Annotated in this window: 21 protein-coding genes and 1 riboswitch; of the genes, 11 read left to right on the top strand and 10 right to left on the bottom strand. The window is 36.9% G+C overall.

What is annotated here, in order from left to right; translation table 11 throughout:
* Window positions 1–192: 192 nt before the first annotated feature.
* The 8 genes from ND811_RS18235 to ND811_RS18200 all read right to left on the bottom strand — a co-directional run bounded on the left by ND811_RS18235 (window position 193) and on the right by ND811_RS18200 (window position 7,952).
* Window positions 193–1,836, bottom strand: a complete 1,644-nt coding sequence (locus ND811_RS18235; protein WP_265353346.1) for a PEGA domain-containing protein — start codon at window positions 1,834–1,836, stop codon at window positions 193–195.
* The gene (locus ND811_RS18230) at window positions 1,826–2,599 is read right to left on the bottom strand and encodes an ABC transporter permease (RefSeq protein WP_265353347.1); all 774 of its coding nucleotides are present in this window, start codon (window positions 2,597–2,599) and stop codon (window positions 1,826–1,828) included. The genes ND811_RS18235 and ND811_RS18230 overlap by 11 nt, the downstream gene beginning before the upstream one ends.
* Window positions 2,600–2,601: 2 nt before the next feature.
* Complete coding sequence (locus ND811_RS18225) at window positions 2,602–3,480, bottom strand: ABC transporter permease subunit (RefSeq protein WP_265353348.1); 879 nt, start codon at window positions 3,478–3,480, stop codon at window positions 2,602–2,604.
* A 4-nt stretch (window positions 3,481–3,484) separates the two neighbouring features.
* Complete coding sequence (locus ND811_RS18220) at window positions 3,485–3,946, bottom strand: PTS sugar transporter subunit IIA (RefSeq protein WP_265353349.1); 462 nt, start codon at window positions 3,944–3,946, stop codon at window positions 3,485–3,487.
* Between the two features lie 34 nt (window positions 3,947–3,980).
* Complete coding sequence (locus tag ND811_RS18215; protein WP_265353350.1) at window positions 3,981–4,871, bottom strand: hypothetical protein; 891 nt, start codon at window positions 4,869–4,871, stop codon at window positions 3,981–3,983.
* A 13-nt stretch (window positions 4,872–4,884) separates the two neighbouring features.
* Window positions 4,885–5,886 carry an ATP-binding protein gene (locus ND811_RS18210; RefSeq protein ID WP_265353407.1) on the bottom strand — a complete coding sequence of 334 codons (1,002 nt, stop codon included), beginning with the start codon at window positions 5,884–5,886 and terminating at the stop codon, window positions 4,885–4,887.
* Window positions 5,887–6,054: 168 nt separating this feature from the next.
* Window positions 6,055–6,333: a hypothetical protein gene (locus tag ND811_RS18205; RefSeq protein ID WP_002973362.1), complete on the bottom strand. Its 279-nt coding sequence runs from the start codon at window positions 6,331–6,333 to the stop codon at window positions 6,055–6,057.
* Window positions 6,334–6,410: 77 nt separating this feature from the next.
* Entirely contained in the window at window positions 6,411–7,952 is a 1,542-nt protein-coding gene (locus ND811_RS18200; RefSeq protein ID WP_265353351.1) for a cellulose synthase family protein, read from the bottom strand.
* 121 nt (window positions 7,953–8,073) lie between these two features.
* On the opposite strand from ND811_RS18200, the gene ND811_RS18195 reads away from it, so the two are divergent.
* Together ND811_RS18195 and ND811_RS18190 are read left to right on the top strand one after the other, a co-directional pair.
* Entirely contained in the window at window positions 8,074–10,257 is a 2,184-nt protein-coding gene (locus ND811_RS18195; protein ID WP_265353352.1) for a hypothetical protein, read from the top strand.
* Window positions 10,254–10,994, top strand: coding sequence for a motility protein A (locus ND811_RS18190; protein ID WP_265353353.1), 741 nt, complete (start codon window positions 10,254–10,256; stop codon window positions 10,992–10,994). Before ND811_RS18195 ends, ND811_RS18190 begins: the two co-directional genes overlap by 4 nt.
* On the opposite strand, the gene ND811_RS18185 is transcribed toward ND811_RS18190, so the two are convergent.
* Window positions 10,991–11,986: a class I SAM-dependent methyltransferase gene (locus tag ND811_RS18185; protein ID WP_265353354.1), complete on the bottom strand. Its 996-nt coding sequence runs from the start codon at window positions 11,984–11,986 to the stop codon at window positions 10,991–10,993. The genes ND811_RS18190 and ND811_RS18185 overlap by 4 nt on opposite strands.
* 209 nt (window positions 11,987–12,195) lie before the next feature.
* On the opposite strand from ND811_RS18185, the gene ND811_RS18180 reads away from it, so the two are divergent.
* From ND811_RS18180 to ND811_RS18155, 6 genes are all read left to right on the top strand, one after another.
* Window positions 12,196–12,609, top strand: a complete 414-nt coding sequence (locus ND811_RS18180; RefSeq protein WP_265353355.1) for a ribonuclease HI family protein — start codon at window positions 12,196–12,198, stop codon at window positions 12,607–12,609.
* A complete protein-coding gene (locus tag ND811_RS18175) occupies window positions 12,606–12,971 on the top strand; it encodes a hypothetical protein (protein ID WP_265365546.1) in 366 nt (121 codons plus the stop codon). Before ND811_RS18180 ends, ND811_RS18175 begins: the two co-directional genes overlap by 4 nt.
* Window positions 12,972–13,003: 32 nt before the next feature.
* Window positions 13,004–13,426, top strand: a complete 423-nt coding sequence (locus ND811_RS18170) for a Fur family transcriptional regulator (protein ID WP_002986407.1) — start codon at window positions 13,004–13,006, stop codon at window positions 13,424–13,426.
* Window positions 13,408–14,703: a CCA tRNA nucleotidyltransferase gene (locus tag ND811_RS18165; protein WP_407658924.1), complete on the top strand. Its 1,296-nt coding sequence runs from the start codon at window positions 13,408–13,410 to the stop codon at window positions 14,701–14,703. The genes ND811_RS18170 and ND811_RS18165 overlap by 19 nt, the downstream gene beginning before the upstream one ends.
* A gap of 179 nt (window positions 14,704–14,882) precedes the next feature.
* Window positions 14,883–16,397, top strand: a complete 1,515-nt coding sequence (locus ND811_RS18160) for an outer membrane beta-barrel protein (protein ID WP_265353357.1) — start codon at window positions 14,883–14,885, stop codon at window positions 16,395–16,397.
* Between the two features lie 10 nt (window positions 16,398–16,407).
* Window positions 16,408–16,872: a hypothetical protein gene (locus ND811_RS18155; protein WP_265368977.1), complete on the top strand. Its 465-nt coding sequence runs from the start codon at window positions 16,408–16,410 to the stop codon at window positions 16,870–16,872.
* Window positions 16,873–16,992: 120 nt separating this feature from the next.
* Here the strand turns inward: ND811_RS18155 and ND811_RS18150 are convergent, their stop codons facing one another.
* The gene (locus ND811_RS18150; RefSeq protein ID WP_265353359.1) at window positions 16,993–17,343 is read right to left on the bottom strand and encodes a hypothetical protein; all 351 of its coding nucleotides are present in this window, start codon (window positions 17,341–17,343) and stop codon (window positions 16,993–16,995) included.
* Between the two features lie 208 nt (window positions 17,344–17,551).
* Between ND811_RS18150 and ND811_RS18145 the strand changes: the two genes are divergently transcribed.
* From ND811_RS18145 to ND811_RS18135, 3 genes are all read left to right on the top strand, one after another.
* The gene (locus ND811_RS18145) at window positions 17,552–19,594 is read left to right on the top strand and encodes a methyl-accepting chemotaxis protein (protein ID WP_265353360.1); all 2,043 of its coding nucleotides are present in this window, start codon (window positions 17,552–17,554) and stop codon (window positions 19,592–19,594) included.
* A 39-nt stretch (window positions 19,595–19,633) separates the two neighbouring features.
* Entirely contained in the window at window positions 19,634–20,782 is a 1,149-nt protein-coding gene (locus ND811_RS18140; RefSeq protein ID WP_265365544.1) for a cytochrome-c peroxidase, read from the top strand.
* 8 nt (window positions 20,783–20,790) lie between these two features.
* A riboswitch (cobalamin riboswitch) is annotated at window positions 20,791–20,933 on the top strand.
* 202 nt (window positions 20,934–21,135) lie between these two features.
* A complete protein-coding gene (locus tag ND811_RS18135; RefSeq protein ID WP_265353362.1) occupies window positions 21,136–21,726 on the top strand; it encodes a hypothetical protein in 591 nt (196 codons plus the stop codon).
* Window positions 21,727–21,739: the final 13 nt, after the last annotated feature.

Genomic DNA, 21,739 nt, shown 5'->3' with positions numbered 1-21,739 from the left:
ATGCCAAAATTCTGTTATCGTGTAAACCAATGATTATATTGATTTAACCGAGGATCCTTCTCCAAAATACCAACTAACAATCAATAGAAATACTTCCAATTTGTTTGGTAATAAAAGACGGAATCATCGCCAAACATAACTTAAAAAAAAAGGAAAGCTTAAGCAAACTAAAAAATTAAATCAGTTTTTAAATCAGTACCGCAAATTAAATTGCATATAACCATAACCTTCACGCGCATTCTGCCCGTAACTTACAGCAGACGGGTTCAAAGGTAAATAACCAAATTCTACAGTTTCTTCATCTAGACCAAGGATATAAAAAGTAGCTGCCGATACGAGCATTAGCCCCATCATAATCACCATAGGGCCTGCCACCAATTGACGATCTTTTCGATTCTCCATAGGTAGAGTTCCTGCTATTCGTTTTAAGTTTCTTCCTTTTGATTCAGCATCATCAATGATAGAATTCTGAACTCCATACCAAAAGAAAAACTCATTTGGATTATTTCCATAAAAAGAAGAAATAGCACTCGCATTTACAAGTGTCACCTGGGATCTAGCGGCGGAATATGCCTGCCTCGATGCGTAATTTAAATATACATAACTTGCATAAAACAAAAGGGAACCATACAAAGAATAGGTGGCAAAGTCTTTATAAGTATGATCTAAAAAAACATTCTGTTTATTTTTATAATAAACTTCAGTAATCCCCTCTCTCATCTCAACATCAACGTTTACCTCGCCATTGTCAGCGGCGTCGACGGCTCGAAAGCTATCAATATAACCTTCCTTAGAGAGCCGCAATCGATTCATGCCTGCTGGGATGGGAATTCGATTTAAAGGAGTTTTTCCTAGATATTGTATTCCTAAATAAACATCAGATTCCACATTGGATGTAACCGTTATAAAAGAATTATTTAATTTTAAAGAAAGTTTTACATCGACTTGAAAAGATTTACCTTTCTCCAATTGAACATCTTGTTTGTAAGGATGAAATCCTTCTTTAAATACAAATAAGGATCTTTTCCCAATGGGAAATTTTTTTCCAACTAACGGAGTTTTTCCCAAATAAATTCCATCCAAATAAACGAGGGCCCCTTCTTCGCCTGCAGCAGAGACTTCGACAGTCGTTGTATCCTTCCCTTGTAGTTTTTCTCGAATCGATTCGCCTAGCGGGCCCATCTCTTGGTATGCACGAGTTAAGGAAGTTTTTTGTTCAAATGGAATTGTTTTTCCTTCAAAGTCATCATATAAAAAAACCTTAGTAAAAAGCTCAGTATCTTTAACTTCAAAAGAACCAGTAATCATATAATCACAATTTAATTTTGTGGCCAGACCAAAAGCTTCATCAGGTTTAGGAGGTTTTCTGTCCAAAAGCTGCTTAATCGTAACCTTTACATAACGCGGATCTTTTTCAGGTGCCAGTTGTTTTTTACCGGACCGCAAATCTTGTAGATCTTTCTCATCGTTAATCTCCTTTTTTTTTCTTTTCAGATTAGGAGATTCTGCATCTATCCTTTCTTGCAGAGTCGAAGTTGGTGCCTCACCAAACGAATGATAAATTACATTTGGTTTTGGATATTCTACATAGGTATATTCCAAACTGCGAAGTTCAGAAAGTAACACAGAAGGGATTCCCTTGATAAGGTATTCTTTGGTGGGATCTGAACTTGAGGAAGCGAAAGAAAATAAACATAGATTCCTGGAGGATTCATAAGTAACGCTTCCTTTATAACTTTGTTTTGGGAAATTATAATAATCATCAATCGAATACAACGGCAGAACGTTGCATAATAGTCCGAGGATGATGAGTAGTGCCGAAATTTTATGTTTCATTCTTTTTCTGGTTAGATCCCAAAGAATACACCAAAGTTAAAATGGCGACTATCGGAAGCAAAACGGAAACGGGTGACTTATCAAAATAATCTTTCGAAAAAGAGATCTGTTCGCCAAGTCCGGGACCAGTTTCGCCTATTGATGTTTGGATTCCTAAATAGGAAAACAATGCGGTTGTCATCACTACCCCAGGTAATCCTGAAAAAAACAAAAATCCAAACATGTCTCGTAAGGCAGGAAGGTAATGCAACAAGATAAGATGGTATGGTTTAGCACCCATACAAAGGGATGCCGATAGATACGAACTTTGTTTTATTTCGCGAATCTTTGCTGTAAGCGTTTCATATGACAATGCCCAATCAGAAACCAAAATAGCAATAAAAATTGCAAAAGGGTTGTCTGGCAACAAACTGATCACAACCAAAGCCGACAAAAGAGAAGGTATCGCAAGAGATACAGAAACAACACCAGATAGAATCCATTCCGATCTTTTAGGAAAATACAGTGAAAATGCAGATAAAACGAAAGAAACAGCAATAGTCAAAATTCGGGCTGGCACCACAAGAATAATGGTGGATAAAGATCCATAACAAAACAGAGCTAAATTATCACGACCCAAACGATCAGTACCGGCTAAATATCCAGAGGAGAGCATAGGTAAATTATTATTGTTCAAATCTACATTTGTCGGTGCCGACAAAACAAACACACCAATAAGAACCAAACTAAAAAAGGAAAATCTCACAAAGGAATGAATTGTCATCTTCAAATCCCACCGGAAAAAAATCTCTGCAGATAAAAACCAATTCGATTCAAAACATAAAATAAAATCCCTGAATACATTAGTAACGTTGCCAATAACTTAGTATCCATAGATTTAATCGAATAGTATAAAGTTTTTCCAATCCCAGGAAAAAAGAAAATTTCTTCTACTACCATTGCTCCCGACAATAATGATCCAAAATCTAGGACAAGAAGAATGAGTGCAACAGGTAGGACTTTTAAAAAAATTTCCTTACCGACGATATGGCTCCAAGGATAAGAACGTGTCTGCAACAACTGAACGTATTTTGATTCTGCCTCCTTACGAATTTCAGGCAATAAATACAAGGACATCCTTGCATAGATTCGTGAACCCAATGCTATTCCCGGCAATACAACATAATACGTGTTACCTGGTTCATACCCACCAGGAGGGAAAATCTCTAATCGATAAAAAAATACAATTAATAATAGGATGGCGACTATGAATATAGGAGTTGATAAAATGAGATTGGAGCTAAAAGAAACAATATCGTAGAATACACCGGAACGATAATATGTGGCAGCAAGAGAAAGTAAGAAAGCCAAAATCGAGCCAAATAGAAGACTAAAGATGGCCAAATGAAAAGTAGAAAAAAAACGATTTGCGATGTGCGAGTATACAGTTTCCCCGTTTTCTGTTTTTCCGCCTGATTCAAAAATTAAGGATTCCCAAAACTGAAAATAGGAAAATATAAAATCCTTTTCTTGCGTTGAAGTGACTGTCATGCCAGAGTCTGCATACAAATATGATTTATCTTTTGTGTGAAACTCTGATACAAAACTACTGATACAGGATAACAGTAACAAAAAATAAAGAAAACGGAAAACTTCCGACTTCACTGGATTAACTTTTCGAAAGGAATGCCTTTTGGATTTCTTCGAAATTTTTGGCTTTGATGAGTTTTTCTCGTTCTTCTGGAATATTGAGAGTTTTCGCAATCAGAGCCAATGTTTTAATATGATCTTGAAATTTATTTTTAGGAACGATGAGCATAATAAAAATTTGAACTAAACCATGATCCAGTGCATCAAAGTCAATTCCTTGCGGAGCAATAGCCATAGCACATTTCAACTCATTCACATAATGAACAGAACAATGCGGAATGGCTACTCCGCTACCAATACCAGTTGACATAGACTTTTCTCTGTTCATTAAAGAAGAAACTGTTTCCTCTTCATTCGCAGGATCTAACGATTGTGTGGCGACCATATGAGAAATCATCTTTCGAATCGCATCTTCTTTTGTAGAAGCTTTGAAATCGAAAATAATATTTTTAGGGTCCAGAATCTCCAGAAGTTGATTCATACGGTTAACTTACTCCCACCTTTTCAAGATCGACTTATTTTCCAAGAAAAACCCTGACAAAGAGGCCTTCTAACAGAAAAAAAACAACCAATACCAAAACAGCACTTAACCCCATTTTACCTAAAAAAAACGCGATTGGAAGTAAAATGACAAAACTAAGTAAGGAAACATAATAGGATCCGTAAAAATTCCGCCCCGGGCTCAAATGCAAAAAGAAAGCAAGTGAGGCAAACGAGAGAATCCAATTAAAGCCTAGTTGGCCTGAGCCTATCCCCCAAAGGGAAAACAATAAAATCCAGCCCAAGAAAAAGCCAAGTAAAACGGTTCTTCTAAAGGACACCCAGGAAATTCCAACCAAAACATAAATTCCCAAAGTATCAAAGAATGATAAAAAAGTAAGGTTATTAAATGGATGAACTGAAAACCAAGGTAATGTCAAGGGAAGCAGTGAAGACTCAAACGGAATCCCCGTCCAAGAAACTAGTTCAACAGGGGTTCGAAAAGAATAACCAAGTAAGGAAAAGACACTATCCCAGATCAAAACAAAAAGAAGAACCAGACTAAAAATCGGTACCCTTAAGGAATACTGCTGGTTTAGGAGATAATGAACCACCAAAGCAAAAAGTAATGCGACAGGTAACAACACAGGATGTAACCAGTTCACAGGCAAAATCAAAAAAACAATTAACAATTGAGAAAGTAAGCCAAGCCAATACGGGGACTGGTTCGCACGAATACAAAATCCTAAATACAAAAGCGTAATCAGAGATCCAATGGCGATCGGTAAAATGGGAATTGGTAAAACATGAGCAAGTGCATAACCAAGAAATCCTATCAAGGTAAGAAAATAAAAGAAATCTGCAAAGATCTCAGATGATTTAACCCCCCAACTATTTTCAGAAAGAATATAAAGGTTCTTTAACATAATTTAATGATTATTAAATCATAACTCCTTCAATTCTTTTCCGAATATCAATTCCAGAAGGACAATATACTGTGCAAATCCCACATGATATACAATGGTCCTTTTCAAACTCTTCGTTTTTACCTTTGATGAGTTGGACCGGGTTTGCATGAGTTGGGCAATAATTATTACACTCCAAACAATCAATACAACTGAATTCTTTTCTGGATGCTGGAAGTTTTTCATAAAGTGTAATAGAGTAATGTTCGTATATATTGAAATAACCTAAAGAAGCAACATCCATTGGTTTTACTTCTTCAAACACAGTTTCAAAAGAAGCAATTTTGTATCGTTTGTCTAAGTTTGCAGGTATAAAAGATAAAGACTGTCCATTCGTCAAAAAGAACTGCCTGGGTTCCACATCCATTCTACCTTTTCTATCTACCAAAAAAACCGCTAAATGCCTCTTTGTAAAAGGTTCATTATAATACAACTTCCGTAAGATATGAAATAATGTTTCTCCACCTAAAAACAGAACTTCATGATTTAACAAAGATTTTCTAGTTTGATGCAACGGCTCGCGCAATTGTTTGTGTAAAAAATACTCAGGAATTCCATCTGGATGTTCATAATCTAAAGAAGGAGATTTAAAAAAATTGGATATCTCTGCTTTTGGAAAAATTGTTTGTAAAAGTTCAAGAAATGCTTGGTATGCATCCTTCATATCACGAAGGATCATCTCTTCAAAGTTTAAATGTTGGTATCTGCAAAATGGTGATAAAACAATTTTGAAAGTAGAATCTTTTTTGAATTTTTGGAAGTAATCCTTTAAAGGAATTTCCATCAAATCAAGAGAATATAACGCACCTTCGTCGAAAGACTCTAATAAATTAGGAAAATCAAATGACCTAAAATGATAAGGAGAAGTAGTGGACCAAGAACCATCTTGTTTAATTTGAAAATATTTTTGATCAGCCGTAAGACTTGCCACTCCATTCACTGGCGCAAGCACCTTCTTACCGTTATGCGCAAGCATAACTTGACCATGAATCACACGAGTGGGATAGGAATCAGAGAGAACGCTGCCCGCAGGAACGGGGATCAGGAATTGACCCTGAATCGTCCGTTCTTTTTTATTTTCAGTTTTGTGAAGTTTGCGAGCGAAGGCGCGAGGTAACCTGGGGAACAACACGCCGATATTGATTTAGACGGCTTTCACCATGTAGATTTCGTCTTTGATTGGGAGTTCTTTTTTCAAGTTCTTGATATAAGGCAGAATCTCTCCCATTTCTTCATAATACTCGCAGTTGGTTTGCATACGACGAGCTACCGTGAAGTATTTATAAAGTTTTTCTTCACCGGAACGTTTTGACCATTTCTTCTTGTTACACTTGACTCGAAGGATGTATTTATCTTGCTCCGACTCGTATTGGCGAACGACAACACAATGCAAACAGTTCGCGCAGTAGACTTTTTCACTCATGGATGACCCCTGAACCTAGGTTGAATTTACAGCTTTTTGGAAGGAAAGGTTTCGTCAAGTAAGTACCATCGCTCTTCCTAAGCGATGGCACGAAGTTCCTTTTCTGCTTTGGTCGCTGGTTTGAATTTCCAGAACGACTCTGCCACAGAAAGGTAAGAGACATAGAAAAATCCGATGGAATAGAGAACCATAAATCCAATCATATATGGTTTTCCAACCATGAAGGAAAGGTAGATGCAAAATACGCAATAAACACCCATAAAAAACTCGAGAAAGGCGCGGTAATCCACAGGAACGACATATTTAATTTTATCCTGTAAGCTATCCCCTTCTTTTTCAATTCGGAGTTTCGGAGTTCGTTTGAATCCTGATTGAATGCCAAACACTGCTTCTACCCAAGCATAAGTATTCATTACAGCAATTCCTGTTCCAATCATCACAAGGATTGGGAGGTAAACCAATTTGGATTTCCAGTTTTTATGGATCTCTCTTTGGGAATATGCGTAAAAAATCACAGGACCCATTGAACCAACGGATAGGACCGCCGCCGATCCAAAAAGAATTTCCATAGGGAGGTCGTCCATCTTAAACCCAGCCCAGTATTCCATTAGGAGCAGTGGGGCGGTGAGAAGGATATTGATGATCATGAGTGGGTGAACAGAATAATTGATTAAGTGAGTGATTGCCTCGCCTTTGATTTTCCAAGATTCTTTGGATTTCCAAATGCGAGGAATGAGTTTGACCGCCGTTTGGATGGAACCCTTACACCAGCGAAATTGTTGCGCTTTGTAGGCGTTCATGGTGGCAGGTATCTCTGCCTTGCAAACTACATCTTTAATGTAACGGAATTTCCAACCTTTTAGTTCAGCGCGGTAGGACAAATCAAAGTCCTCCGTAAGAGTATCATGTTCCCATCCACCCGCATCTTCAATACAAGACCGTCTCCAAATCCCGGCGGTTCCATTGAAGTTCATCCAAAGGCTGGCACCGTTTCTTGCGACTTGTTCGATCATAAAGTGACCATCGATTCCGAAACTTTGTGCTTTGGTTAAGATATTGTAGGTTTCGTTGATATGACCCCAGCGAGTTTGGACCATTCCAATCGACTCATCTTCAAAGTATCCCATTGTGCGAAGGAGGAAATCAGAATCGGGAGTGAAGTCCGCATCAAAAATAGCAATATAATCTCCCTTTGCTTTTGCCATTCCTTCATCCAATGCACCGGCCTTATGGCCTTTACGGTTGGTTCTGTGAACATGTTCGATCCAAATTCCTTTTTTCTTGTATTGAGCCACAAGAGTTGCCACCTTTTCGATGGTTTCGTCAGTGGAATCGTCAAGGACCTGGATTTGGAGTTTTTTGGCAGGATATTCTAAATTACATGCAGATTCAATCAAACGATCCACAACGTAAAACTCGTTGAAAATTGGAAGTTGAACGGTTACTGTTGGTAAGTTTTTGTCCTTTATGGATAGAACCTTCGTTTCGTCTTCCGCACAGTTTTGTTTGTATCTACTATACAAAAAAACCATGAGGTAGGTGTGCAACCCGAAGTAGAACAAAACCAAAATGTCAAAGCCATATAGAACCAAAAAGGATATAGATAAAAACGTGAGCATAGTTATAGTCAAAATCGGCACAAGGGCTCATTTGGTCAAACATTTTGTGCACCGCCAAATAAAATAAGATTTTCTTTAGTTTGCGAATGTAGGCTATGAAACATCTTTGGTAGCAAATTCTATGGATTCTCAATGGAAACGTTTCTGGGAAACCGGCCTCCTCCCCTCATTGGAGTTTAGTCTTAGCCTATCGATTGGCTATGTACTCTCTCTGTTTTTTTATGTAGCCGGATCTGAACTTGCCCTCATCGATCGCACGGATACCGCCTATCCCGTATTACAAATCTTACTTGTTATTTCATTTTCTGCAGGTTTTATTTACAGGAAATACAAGCAGGCGTTACCTGCCAGTATCGCCATCACCCTGTTAGTTGCTGCTATCATTCAAATTTTCTGGTTTTTAAAAGCAAATTCTCCAGAGTTTCTTATCGATTACATTTTTTCTTTCGAATTCGTTTTACTTAGTGGAATTTTATCTGCATTCGCTGTCGGCATTTACGGTGGTTCCTTACGAGATTTCCGTTTTTTAAGTTTTGCACTCGGGGTGACTGCATTTACTTTTTATTCTTTGTTCGAACCTAACCAAAACTATTCGATGAAAGTTTTATTAGGTGTTCTTTACATTTTTTTATCTTTATATTTCATTAGCAGTTTTGTCCAACGGAATCCATATTCCAGTAAGTTCTACAAAATACGTTCCAAGATCGGAAAACACCCGTTATTTGCACCTTTTTATAGATCAGCACTTTCTTTACTTATCTCTTATTGTATTTTACATATTTATTTTCAACCTGGCCCCAAAATTCCTCTGATTCTTTCCATATCTTTTTCTGTGATCTTCGGTAGAGTATTGTCTTTACTTGGTGGTTTAAAAAAAGAGACAAAAGCGGTGTTCTTAATAGGAAGAGTTGCTCTTCTTTTTGCTTTTTTCTTTTTTATCTACCAGACATATTGGAGCTCCTTTTTTATCGCTCTCTGTATCATTACTGGTTCCATTGTTGGTTTTTTTAAACCAAACAAAACAGCATACAAAGAATATCTTTACATTGGATTGGAAACAAGCATCTACCTAGGCCTTTCCTTTTTGTTATACTTTTGGAATTTACCAACTGGGATTCGAACCATTTTAACTTTGTTATTTGTTCCTGTTTTGATGTATCCTTACTTGATGCAAAAACACATCATTCGAACACCAAGATTATTGATGTTTGCGATCGCAACTCTCATTGTTTTAATTTTCTTTTCCCCACCAACTATAAGGACAAATTCTCCATTTTCGAAAAAAGAGATCTTTGACCCTATTCCGTTTGCAATCACCAACATTGCGTTTAACGAAGTGGATTTTATTTTTTATAAATCAGTTTTACCTTTTAAATCAAACCCCTTTCTACCGAAACGTTCTGAAATCAAAGGCAAAACAGTTGTCTTAGGATTAAGCTCTAATCAATCGCAAATCATTTCCTATATTGAAAGATTGAGCCAAGAACAACATCCATTTATGATTCTGACAACGCGCAATAAATCCAATCAGTTTCACCATATCAATGCACTTTCTCTTTTAAACAGAAAGTCCTATTGGAATTTCGATATTTATTACCCAAGTTACATGGAATCAAAAATTGAATTCGCATCCACCATTCCATCAGACTGGAAACTCAAATATTTTAATGAAAAACTAGACAATTCTTCAACGCCAGAAGTTGTCATCGCTTTAGATTCAGTTTTAAAATATTCTTCCGGTGATTTACGTAAAGACGCGATTGAAATCAAACATCTTTATTACGAATCCTTCGCTGAATACGCAAGGTTCTATCATAACATCAAACAAAACAAACTTGCGTTAGATGCAATCACGATGGCAAGAAAGTTTGAACCTCCCAAACCTGATTTATTGCGTATTGCTTTTAATAGTTTAAAATTCACTACCCCTGAGGCAGAATACATTCCCATCCTGGAAGACTTAAGTTCTGATCCAGAATTTCAAGAATTTGCATGGAACTCACTGATACCAATGTTTGAATCTTTGAGAGATTGGAACCGTGCTCTCACAACCATGAGCGCATTGGAAAAATTTTATAGATCCCGAAACCGAATCGAACAAGCAAATGAACTAGAGTTAGCTCGCGTTAGACTATTCATCAACCAAGAGAACTGGAAAGAAGTAGAACCACTCATTGCAGCAAGGATAAGAGAAAATCCAGATTCGGTGATTTGGGAAAGACTAAAGAACGAAGTTATAGAAAAAAAAGATTCACTTCGTAGGTTGAGCGTTCGACCTGATGTGAGAGAGGCAAGAATTCAATGATCCATTCAACACTACTCGGAATCCTCGCGGCTGTATTATCAGTATTTGTCGCAATTTTAATTGAAGGCGCATCTTTAAGATCTTTTTTCCACCTCCCTGCAATGCTCTTGATCGTAGGTGGAACGTTAGGTGCCACCTTTGCATCTTATTCCATTTCCCAAGTAACGAAAGCAGTTAGAGACACAAGATTCGCACTTACACGAAAAAAAGAAAGAGATCTCAAACTTGTATTTTTTCGTTTTTGGGAAAAAGCTAGAAAAGATGGACTATTATCTTTAGAAGATGAAGCCAAAAAGCTAGATAACCCGTTTTTACAAAAAGGAATACAATTGATTGTGGATGGATCAGATCCGAGGACTATCGAGGAAATTTTATGGGAAGCACACGAAGAAGAAGAAAAGAACGATCTAAAATCTGCAAAAGTTTTTGAAACGGCAGCAGGTTTTTCACCTACTGTGGGAATCATTGGAACAGTTCTCGGGCTTGTCACTGTTCTTGAAAATTTAGACGGTGGAACAAAAGTTCTGGGCCAAGGAATTGCGACAGCCTTTATTGCCACTTTTTATGGGATCTCGTTTGCAAACTTAATCTTACTCCCTATTTCAAACCAACTCAAAGTTGTCGCCAAACGAGAGAGCAACGAAAGACAGGCAATTATGAGAGGAATTCTATCTTTACAATCTGGTGAAAATCGTAGGATCCTCGCAGAACGAATAGATCCCTTCGTGAAATATTAATTATTAATAACTGATTCAGGTTTGATGCAGAATAGCTGATGGATTTTTTCATCACGAAAGTCTGCTGGAATCGATTCTTTAGAACGATTGACACAAAGGTAACCTCGTTCGCCCCACTCCTCGTCCGCAACTTCCATTTTGAATTTTCTAAAATTGGTAGAAAACCAAATCTCTCCATTGTCAGTAAGAAATTTTGTCAAAAGTAAAAGAAGAAGATTTCTATGTTTTGTTTGCACATCCCATTCTTCTCGCATTTTTTTACTATTGGAAAAGGTTGGAGGATCTAAGAAAATTAAATCATAACGCTCTCTATTTGGATTTTTGGTTTCTTCTTCGATCCATTGCAAAATATCAGCATTGACTATTTGATGATTTGTTGACTTAAAACCATTGTGTTCGAGATTTTTAAAAGCCCATTCGCAATAAGTTTTGGATAAATCCACACTTTTTGTTTTTTTAGCACCACCTGACGCTGCATAAACGGAAAATGCACCTGTATAAGAAAATAAATTCAATACTGATTTATCTTTTGAGGCTTTTCTTAACCAATCTCTAGTGATGCGGTGGTCCAAGAAAAGTCCTGTATCCAAGTAATCAGATAAATTAATACGAAATTCTAAATTAGATTCCTTTACCCATTCGAAGTTTCCTTCGATCGAAAGTTTATCGTATTGGTCTGACCCTTTTTGTTTTTTACGTCGCTTCAGAAATAATTGTTCTTCGGAAATCTGAAAAACTTCTCTGACAATAGATGCAATACGATCAAAACGTTCATCATGACCTTCTTCTAGTTGAAAGCGGACAGAGCTTTTATCGTATAACACAAACCCATTCGGATACCGATCTAATATACAAGAAACTTGGGGAATGTCTTCCGAATAAACACGGTAACACGTAATTGATTCTCTTTTTGCCCACTTTTCGCGCTCCTTCTTTAATTTGCGAAGGCGGTTTTCAAACATGGTGAGGGCACCCAATCCCCGTTCGGTCATACAATTCCTTTTTTAGGGAAGGTTGGGATTTTAAGGTAGATGTCCCCGCCCTATCTGGACTGGGTGGGGTTATCCACCCGCCACCCAATAAGCTCCGTTTACCACCGAGCCGGAAAAAAGTCCTTCATAAATCAAAATCCAAAAGTTTTTTTTATGATCAGTTCAGGTTTTTGATTGGTGAAGATTGAGTTCGCAAAAAGACTGTTGGCATGTCGACAAAAGATACAACCTTCATTTACTGCGACGGTAGTTCCCGCGGAAATCCAGGCCCTGCTGCCATCGGAGTTTCGTTTCAAGACAATGATGGAGTCGAATTTTTTTTCCTATCTGAAAAAATTGGAAATGCTACAAACAATGTGGCAGAATGGCAGGCTCTGTATCGGGGTATGGAAGAGGCGATCAAACAGAACTTACAAAAGATTAGATTCCGGTTAGATTCGGAACTTGTCGTTAAACAAATGAAAGGTGAATATAAAGTAAAAAACAAAGATCTACTTGTTTTTAAAAATAAATGCGATTCCTTAAAAACATCATTTCAAAATTTTGAAATTCAATACATCCCACGCGAACAAAATACAAGAGCTGACCAATTAGCCAACTTGGCACAGGATGCTAAAATTTGATTTTTCGAATTTGGATGAAGGTTGTTTTAATCCTTTCGGTTGCGATATCTTTAACTCAGTGTAAAAAATCCGCCACTCGCCAATTAGATGAATTATTGGAATCACGGTCTCCTTTCTTAGCTGCGACTTTCTGCGAAAAAAACAAAACCCAACTGGTAGATCGTAATGACGATTGTGATCGAGTCACTAGAGCCGCCAAAGAAGAAATAGATATCATTCTCAATCGTAAACTGGATTTGGGAATAGCCCCTGTCATTGTAGAAAAAACAAAGGGGAAGGAAATTGAGGAATTCTTACAAACGCATACTCGAATGGGAATTCGGTATTGGGAAATCTGGAAAGCAAACGTGATTTTAGAATAGACAATCTTCCCCCATCACAGGATAAACAAATCATGGCAGGAGATCCTTCACAAATACTTAAAAAAATCGGACTGAAAGTTACGAAAAATCGTGAACAAGTTTTGTCCATTCTTCAAGGATCTCCTAGACCCCTCAACCACCAGGAAATCATGGAAAAACTTCCCAAAGAAGAATCTTGGGATCGAGTTACCATCTACAGAGCCCTATCTGATTTGGAAGAAAAAAACCTTCTGAATTCTTTACATTCAACAGATAGAGTCACCTACTTTGAGTTAAAGTCCGATGGGAATCATGTAGTCTCAGCAGCACATGGACATTTAATTTGCAACGTTTGTGGCAAAATTGAATGTATTGATGATCCTTGGAATGGAATTCCATCCGCCAAACACTTGAAAGGTTTTTCCACAGAATCTGTCGAAATTGTGTTCAGAGGCAAATGTCGAAATTGCCAATAGATTTACGTTCACTGATTCCTACTAAATATTTAAATCACCTAGAACAAATTGATTCTGCTCTGAAAGGAGAAGGGTTCGAATGTTACCTTGTCGGAGGTTCCGTTCGCGATCTCGTCATGGGCAAAACCCCGAAAGAATATGATTTAACCACTAACGCCGAACCTAAACAGGTCAAACGTTTATTTAGAACAGTTATAGACACTGGAATAGAGCATGGTACTGTAACAGTTGTTTTGGATAGGATCAATTACGAAATCACAACATATCGAATTGACAAAGATTATACTGACGGTAGGCGGCCTGATCATGTAGAATTTGGTACAACATTGTCTGAAGATCTAAAGCGTAGAGATTTTACAATGAATGCTTTGGCATTTGATATATCGACAGGTCTTCTAGTAGATGAACATTTTGGACAAAAAGATATCCAAGAAAGGACAATTCGTACCATTGGAAATCCGATCCAACGTTTTTCGGAAGATGGTTTGCGTCCCATTCGAGCCTTAAGGTTTGCGAGTACTTTAGATTTTGTGATCGAACCAGAAACAAAAAAAGCAATTCACGAAACAAAACAAATCACAAAAAAAATTTCATTAGAGCGGTTTCAGGATGAAGTACTCAAATCTTTTTTAGGTCCTTATCCATCTCGTATGATTCAATTATTAGTCGAGGAAAATATCTTTCAAATTTTTCTACCTAACTTACCAAAGTTACTTTCGATAAAAAATCATGTTTTGGAAAGATTAGATAAAACTTCAAAAGATCTAATCGGTTTACAGTTGGCATTGGCTTTTTTTGCCATCTTGGATGATATCTCCATAAAGGAGGTAGAATCAATCCTTCGGACTTTAAAATTTTCTGGTCAAAATATAAAAGACTGCTTACTTTTTTTCGATTTCTTAACCAAGTGGGAAAAAATGGAAAGTGAGGCAAAAGAAAACGAGTTTATTTTAAAAAAAGAATACCTTGCGCCCGTTAAACGACATTTCCAAACACGTCTTCCTATCGACAAAGAATTGATTCTAAAACTAGAACCAATTTTTGGCAAAACCACATTACAAATATTAAGAATTTGGGAAGAGAAACCTCCTCTTCTCCTTACAGATATGAAATTGAATGGCAACCATTTAGCAGAAAGCTACCCAGAACTGGCAAAAACCAAGTACGGTATCCTTTTAAACCAACTCCTAGAACTTGTCCTACGCTCGCCTAAAGAAAATGAATATTCAAGACTTTTGCAACACTCTGCTCATTTTATAAGCAACCTGATAAAATAATTTTAAAATTATAAAAATTTTGAAGATCATTTTGTTCTTTAATTAATCAAAAACTTATTTTTTTTCGCTGATATCCCATTCAAATACTCTGTTTCTCTTTTTTTCTTTCTTAGACTCAGGACAACCTCGCCAACCTGGTACACAACTTGCACAACAAGTTCACATAGGAGAAATGGCAAATGAGAAATAAATACACTCTGTTGGCGACGATCGTTGCTACCTTATTTTCCCAGGCTTCCCTTTTTGCTCAGGATAAAAAGGAAAAGGATAAGTCTTGGTATGAGTTGGTAAATTTTTCCGGATATGTGGACGTATATTATAACTATACTACAAATAACCGGCAAGGGGCTACCCAAGATACAGCGGGAACTTTCCACACTTACAACAAGCAGTTTGCTGTGAACGCAGTAAAACTCGCTATGGAAAAGTTAGCTGAAAAGGAAAGTCCTTGGGGATTCCGAATTGATTTGCAAAACGGACAAAACAACATGTATCAAGAACGTCCGTACCAAACAACGAACTCTCTTCATAACATGCAGTTGTTACAACAAGCTTATGTTTCAGCATACTTCCCTGTATTCAAAGGGTTGACAGTTGACGTAGGTAAAATGGCAACACATATTGGTTTAGAACTACTTGACTCAAAGGATAACATCGCTTACACGATTGGTTATGTGTTCTTTAACACAATCCCATTTATCCATACAGGTGCGAGAGCAAACCTCCAAATCAACGATAGACTATCCACTGGTCTTTATCTCTACAATAGTGCCCAAGGAACTGGCTACACAGGAAACGGCCAACAATTTGGTTACAACGGATTATCACCTTACGGTGATGCTGCGGGTGGATCTAGTTTAACTAACACTTCACAACATGCTTATGCTGACGGTCCAAACCCTACAAGAGCGATTGGAACTCAAGTGAAGTATGATGTAGTACCTGATAAGTTTCAAGTTGTATGGAACACATTGCAAGCTAACGATAACATCAAAGGCAGACAAAACAATGCTCTATACTACCTAGAACAATCTACAGGATCATCCTTTCCGAAACAATCATCGTTCCACACTGACCACTGGATGATCCAAAACTTAATTTTGATCTTCAAACCAACTGATAAATTGACAACAATCTTTGACTATACTTATGGTGAAAGAAGTGGTCAAACCAACACAGCGGCGTATGGATACGAAGCAGGTGGGGTCACAAAAACAAAATTAGATACAGCAATGCCAGGACTTGTTCCTGATTTAGACCCTGGTTTAGTTGCTGCTGGTTTAACAAAAGACACAAACCTAAGTCGTGAAAACAAAATTAAGAGAATTTACCAAACTTACCAATTGCAAGCTAAGTATCAATTTACGAACTTCTTTGCACTCGGTTTCCGTTTTGAGTATCTTGATGACAAACGTTATGGTGGATCACTCGTAGTTAACCCTCCTCTATTTGCTGTAACACCAGCAGACAGATATGACCTTAAATTCCAAGATTCCATTGGAACAAGAGCCGTTAGTAACTACGGACAAATCAAAACTCTTACCTTCACACCTACTTTTGACCTAACGGAAAACCTCCAAGTGAAAGTAGATTTAAGAAGAGATTGGGGTCCTGGTCAACAATTCGTAGACACTTCCGGAAGACCGGCTTCTTACCAAAACGGTATCATTGTCGGTATGGTAGCTAAATTCTAAGGAGAATATGATGAAAATGAACAACAAATCCTTTAAATCTGGTTTAGTAGGAATCTCTTTGGCTCTCCTGATGACAGCAAACTTTGTTAGTTGCTCAGATTCTGGTTCCAAAAAAGAAGATAACCCAACGGCTCTACTTTACTTAGTAAACAACTCAGTGGTCGACTCAGAGGTTACAGCAAATTGTGTTGCTGCTTATACTGCAGCTAACTCATGTGTAGGTGGAAAAGAATACTTTAATGCTGGCATAGGTTGCTCCTCTAAAAAGTTAGATGGAAGAACAACTGACGAATTGAAAGCATTAAAAGAGTGCGTTCTTTCTAAAGTAAATGACCCTATTCAACCATGTAATTTACCACAATTCACTTATGGCCTTGCGCAACAAGCCCTTGCTGGTGCTTTTTCCGCTTGTAACAAGTCTTATACTACTGCTGCTGGATTAACAGTAGACTTAAAAGACTACTTAGTATACTAGCAAACACTCAAGGTCAGGAGAGAATATCTCCTGACTAATTTTCTTTCCCTCAATCCTAATCATTTTCCCAGTAAAATCTCGGAAATTACCAAAATGCCCAAAAGAAAAAACTAACAAATGCTAAGGTTTTTTGTAATCAACTTTCTCAACGAAAGAACGTCGAAAGATTACCGTAATTTCTTTATCAGGAAGAGATTCGCTGTCATACTTACTGATAGGACGTTTATAAATCCAATATTCACGATCACCGCCACGTTTAATCTCATCAGGATCTCCAATGTATCCCCTAACAAAATTTCCATTTTTCCCAGGCAAAGTATCTTTAATCTCTTTTCGAAGTTTCATTCCAGCTAACTGCTCCACTGTTAACTGTGCCAAAGCTGCTTCACGTTGTTCTTCTTCGGATTGGATCTCTTTTGCCGAGGTCGACATAAATTCCCGACATTTAATTTCATCTTTAAATGTTTTCATACAATTTTCAAAAAGACTCTCTTGGTTTTTTACTTCCAACGTACGAGCACAGGATATACCGGTTAACAAACATACAAGTATCAGGGATTTTCTCATAAACATACCGTTCTTACCCAATAAAATTAAATGATTGATTTATTGAAAATCAAATAACGTTAGAAAGTATGTAGGTTTTTATTTCGTCGATTACAGGAAGATACCAAGTCTTATGTCAAAATTTCTCTCAAAGTTTTCCATTCAAGTTAGATTATTACTTTTACCTTTGCCACTCATTGCATCGCTATTCATCATTTTGCTTATTTTAGTACGTTCACTGAATGGGACCATTCAATTTGCAGAAAAAGAAGAGCTAGGTATACAAGCTTTAAAGCCAATTTATTTAGCTTATAGAAAGGGTTTAGAACAATTAAAAATTGGCGAAGAAAACACTGATAGTTTGGTTCCCCTCATTGAAACTGCAATAAAGACGATCGAAGAGACCAATTTACTTGCAGAAGATCCCAAATTACTGACTGCCTGGGCACGGTACACAGCGATCAAATCTTTTGATCAATCTACAAGCATTCAATTTCTTAATGATACACAAGAATTAGCACTTAAGATCGGAGATTTTTCTAATTTAATTTTAGATCCCGAAGTAAACTCATATTACCAAATGGAGATTATTTTTTTTCGAGTGCCTGAAATTTTAAAAAACATCGGAACTTTGAAGGAAATTGTTCGTGATGAATATTCAATCGTTAACAATAAAAACAAACAATACTCTAGTATAAACCTTACAAAAGCATTGATCGCTATAAATTTTATAGAAACCAATTGTACGGAAATACAAAAATCATATACGAAATCTATAGAAGACATATCTCCTTATGAAAAAGAATTAATAGAAGCGAAGAAATTTGCAAATATATCTTGTGAAAATTACGTCAAAGAATTAAAAGAAACTTTTATTATAACGACTTATAAACCATCATCTTCTAATAAATTATTCACTTCAATTCACAATGGAACATTGATTATAGGATCAATCCAAGACCGTTCAATTGAAATATTAAAAAAACTGGTTGATGATCGAATTCAGCTATTGTCCTTCCAAAGAAACATAAACATACTTTTGGCATTGGGATCTTTGGTTATGTCTAGCATCTTTGTTGTATTCATTTTTCGAAGCATTAACAAACCTCTAATAACAGTCCTTTCCAAAGTAAATGAACTCTCTAGCGGTGAAGCCGATTTAACTAAAAAAATCCCTGACTTTGGCAAAAACGAAATAGGGGAAATTGCAGGATCGATTAATCTATTTTTATCAAATCTCAATCAAATTATGAACCAGTTAAAAATTTCAGTAAGCAATGCAGAGAAGTCATCCCATCAGCTAAAAAAAGATGCTATTTCTGTTTCCGATAACGCTTCTTCGTTAGCTTCAGTATCTGAAGAATCAGCCGCATCGCTAGAAGAATTAACAACTTCATTTGAAATTATGTTCGAATTTATTACAAACGAAACAAATAACATTAATAAAATTACAGAGGAGATGAAGACGATCGAAGGATCAATTTCGAATATTGAAAAAGCACTTATTCAATTAACGAACCAATCAATCACCTCTACAAATTTAGCAAATCTAGGTAATACTTCAGTAAAAAACACAGATAATGCAATGCTTGAAATCCGATCTGTAACCCAAGAGATTACTGGTATTGTCGATTTAATTACGGAAATTTCAGAAAGAACCAATTTACTAGCGTTAAATGCAAGTATAGAAGCGGCACGAGCAGGAGATGCAGGAATGGGGTTTGCTGTAGTTGCAGAGGAAATTTCAAAACTAGCAGACAAAACCCAATCATCCGTAAAAAACATCAAACGTCTCATCGATAAAAGTAACTCTGTTGTAAATCTAGGAGCAAATCATGTTCATGAAACGGTAAATGCTCTTGGAGAAATCGTAGAACAATCCAACCGAATGCAAACTAGCGTGAATCATTTAATGGAAGAGATGACAACGCAATCCAATAGTTTACTTAACGTAACAACGGAACTAAAAGGTCTACAAGAGATGGCTGAAACCATCGAATTTTCCAGCAGAGAACAAAAAAAAGCATCAGAAGATATGGTGAACACAATCAATACACTTTCGGGGAATGCACAACAACTCGCGAATAATTCTGAGGATTTAAACCAAGTCAGTCAAAAGATTGGAGAAATTGCAAGCACCATTGCGATCATTACCAATTCATTTCATACTCAATAAAAATACTGACAATCAAAGTATCAGGAGCAAAGACACTGGGTGAATAACGCTCAGTGTAATTTCCAACAAAAAAAATCATTGATGATTTTATGGCCGAATCTCTGTTTGGTCTCTATGATACGCAGTTATTTATGCAATTTGTACAAAAGTAATATTTTTTTACTAACTCTTTTATCAAGCCACTTAATTATAGTTAACTGCCAATACGGGCAACTAGATAATAAAAATGATAAATCAATCATACCAACATTTGCTGCAATCTTCCTCGGAGATTTTTTTTATGCCTCCGAATTGCAAAAGATCGCCAGAGAAAAAATAGGAATCTTACCCAATGTAGCTCCCGGTTCAGAGGAGGACACGGCGACAAAAATAGCATTAGGAAACAAAATATTTAGAGATAACAAACTTTCTTCCAATCATGTTCAATCCTGTCTCACCTGTCATCCGATAGATGGAAATGCAGCAGGTATGGATCGTCAAGCCACTTCACGTGGAACGTTTGGACAACTGGGGAAAAGAAATACCCCTACCATTCTTAACGTTGGGTTCTTATCTATTATTTTTTGGGACGGGAGAAGAGATTCTTTATATAACCAAGCAATCGATCCATTTTTAAATCCGTTAGAAATGTCTTTACCATCTGAAGGAGAACTCTTAACAAGAATTGAAAATGATCCAAGTTATACCTCGTTCTTCGCAAATGCATTTCCAGAGTCACCAAATCCCAGCATCCATTCAATTCGCCTAACATTAGCAGCATTTGAGAGGTCACTTATATCGAAATCAAAATTTGATAGCTTTCTTGAATCGAGTCCACTATCGTTAAGTAAATCCGAATTAGATGGATTAAAATTATTTCTTGATGTTGGCTGCACGAACTGTCACAGTGAAAGTTTGCTTGGTGGATCACAATTTGGAAAATTGGATACAACGTATGCGTATAACTTAAATGATTTAGGAAGAGCTGAATTTACAGGAAATAATGAAGACAATTTTTTCTTCAAAGTCCCTCCTTTAAGAAATGTAGGACTTACAGCACCTTATTTCCATGATGGCAGTGTACCTACTCTGAAAGAGGCGGTTCGAAGAATGAACCAATACAATCTAATCCGCCAAATGAGCGATCAAGAAATTGAATTGATCACAACCTTTCTAAAATCTTTATCAGACAAAACTAAAATAAATTAAACTCATTGACAAAAAATAACGAGGTGGGAACTCTGACATTACCTTCAGGGAGGAAACAGGTGAAATTCCTGTGCTGACCCGCAACTGTAATGCATCTAATTTAAATTAAGTTAGGTGATGAGCCAGATCTTCCCCGCAATGTTTTCTCGTGGATTGGGAACTTTGCACACTTATATTGTTTTAACGCAACAAACAATATAAAGGGGCCCCGAAGGCAAACTCGGGGCACCCGTATGGAAAAATTTTTACTTAGAATTCTATTATTAGTTTTTAAGTCTCTTCAAGTTATGAAGACATTAAATCTATTTCCAATTCGTGTTCCCCTAAATTCAAAAAAATTTAGGAGAATCTAAATGAAACTTAACTTGCAACTAACGATCGCTATTTTGTCGATCGCCGTAATAACTGCCTGCACTGAAGCTGGTCATGTAGATAAATCGGAGGCCAATACAAACTTACTGACAGGCTTAGTCATCGGTCAACAACAAGGTAAATCCAGTGTTATGGATTCTTTAGCTGAAATTAGAGGTTATTGGAAAGGCGGATTTTGTAGCGCTGGAACTTGCTCCAGCTTCACATCGAATGTTTCCATCGTTCAAGATCCATCTGGATTCGGAATATGGGCTTCTGGCAGTAGTTATTTAAGAATCATTTCTGTTGATATAGTTGGTAGAACTTTTATCTACCAATATCTTCCTAATGACACTTATAGCCCGAGTAAATATACAAAAGTAATTTGGACTGCCCCTACAACTACTGGCTGCGAAAATTCAGCAAGTAAATGTTTCTATTACTGTACGGTTTATCCAAACTTTGCAACACTTACAGAAGCAGAAAACGTAAACCTATCTAATTATAGTTCAGCTGATCCAACAAGGACGGGTTGCGGTGGATTCGGTTGGAGTAAAGCACTCTTTGTTTCTTTAAATCCAACTAACTGGTAAGGGTATCAAATTT

The sequence above is a fragment of the Leptospira soteropolitanensis genome (assembly GCF_026151655.1).
GTDB lineage: Bacteria > Spirochaetota > Leptospiria > Leptospirales > Leptospiraceae > Leptospira_A > Leptospira_A soteropolitanensis.
Note: the sequence above shows the minus strand (reverse complement) of the source record. Positions and strands in the feature narration are given on the sequence as shown.

Bases quoted from the DNA above. Each gene is read 5' to 3' on its own strand.
- ND811_RS18210 (WP_265353407.1), bottom strand. From the start codon at position 5,886: ATGCTTGCGCATAACGGTAAGAAGGTGCTTGCGCCAGTGAATGGAGTG.
- ND811_RS18230 (WP_265353347.1), bottom strand. From the start codon at position 2,599: ATGACAATTCATTCCTTTGTGAGATTTTCCTTTTTTAGTTTGGTTCTT.
- ND811_RS18180 (WP_265353355.1), top strand. From the start codon at position 12,196: ATGTCGACAAAAGATACAACCTTCATTTACTGCGACGGTAGTTCCCGC.
- ND811_RS18155 (WP_265368977.1), top strand. From the start codon at position 16,408: ATGAAAATGAACAACAAATCCTTTAAATCTGGTTTAGTAGGAATCTCT.
- ND811_RS18200 (WP_265353351.1), bottom strand. From the start codon at position 7,952: ATGCTCACGTTTTTATCTATATCCTTTTTGGTTCTATATGGCTTTGAC.
- ND811_RS18190 (WP_265353353.1), top strand. From the start codon at position 10,254: ATGATCCATTCAACACTACTCGGAATCCTCGCGGCTGTATTATCAGTA.
- ND811_RS18195 (WP_265353352.1), top strand. From the start codon at position 8,074: ATGGATTCTCAATGGAAACGTTTCTGGGAAACCGGCCTCCTCCCCTCA.
- ND811_RS18170 (WP_002986407.1), top strand. From the start codon at position 13,004: ATGGCAGGAGATCCTTCACAAATACTTAAAAAAATCGGACTGAAAGTT.
- ND811_RS18160 (WP_265353357.1), top strand. From the start codon at position 14,883: ATGAGAAATAAATACACTCTGTTGGCGACGATCGTTGCTACCTTATTT.
- ND811_RS18150 (WP_265353359.1), bottom strand. From the start codon at position 17,343: ATGAAAACATTTAAAGATGAAATTAAATGTCGGGAATTTATGTCGACC.
- ND811_RS18215 (WP_265353350.1), bottom strand. From the start codon at position 4,871: ATGTTAAAGAACCTTTATATTCTTTCTGAAAATAGTTGGGGGGTTAAA.
- ND811_RS18135 (WP_265353362.1), top strand. From the start codon at position 21,136: ATGAAACTTAACTTGCAACTAACGATCGCTATTTTGTCGATCGCCGTA.
- ND811_RS18145 (WP_265353360.1), top strand. From the start codon at position 17,552: ATGTCAAAATTTCTCTCAAAGTTTTCCATTCAAGTTAGATTATTACTT.
- ND811_RS18205 (WP_002973362.1), bottom strand. From the start codon at position 6,333: ATGAGTGAAAAAGTCTACTGCGCGAACTGTTTGCATTGTGTTGTCGTT.
- ND811_RS18220 (WP_265353349.1), bottom strand. From the start codon at position 3,946: ATGAATCAACTTCTGGAGATTCTGGACCCTAAAAATATTATTTTCGAT.
- ND811_RS18165 (WP_407658924.1), top strand. From the start codon at position 13,408: ATGTCGAAATTGCCAATAGATTTACGTTCACTGATTCCTACTAAATAT.
- ND811_RS18235 (WP_265353346.1), bottom strand. From the start codon at position 1,836: ATGAAACATAAAATTTCGGCACTACTCATCATCCTCGGACTATTATGC.
- ND811_RS18185 (WP_265353354.1), bottom strand. From the start codon at position 11,986: ATGACCGAACGGGGATTGGGTGCCCTCACCATGTTTGAAAACCGCCTT.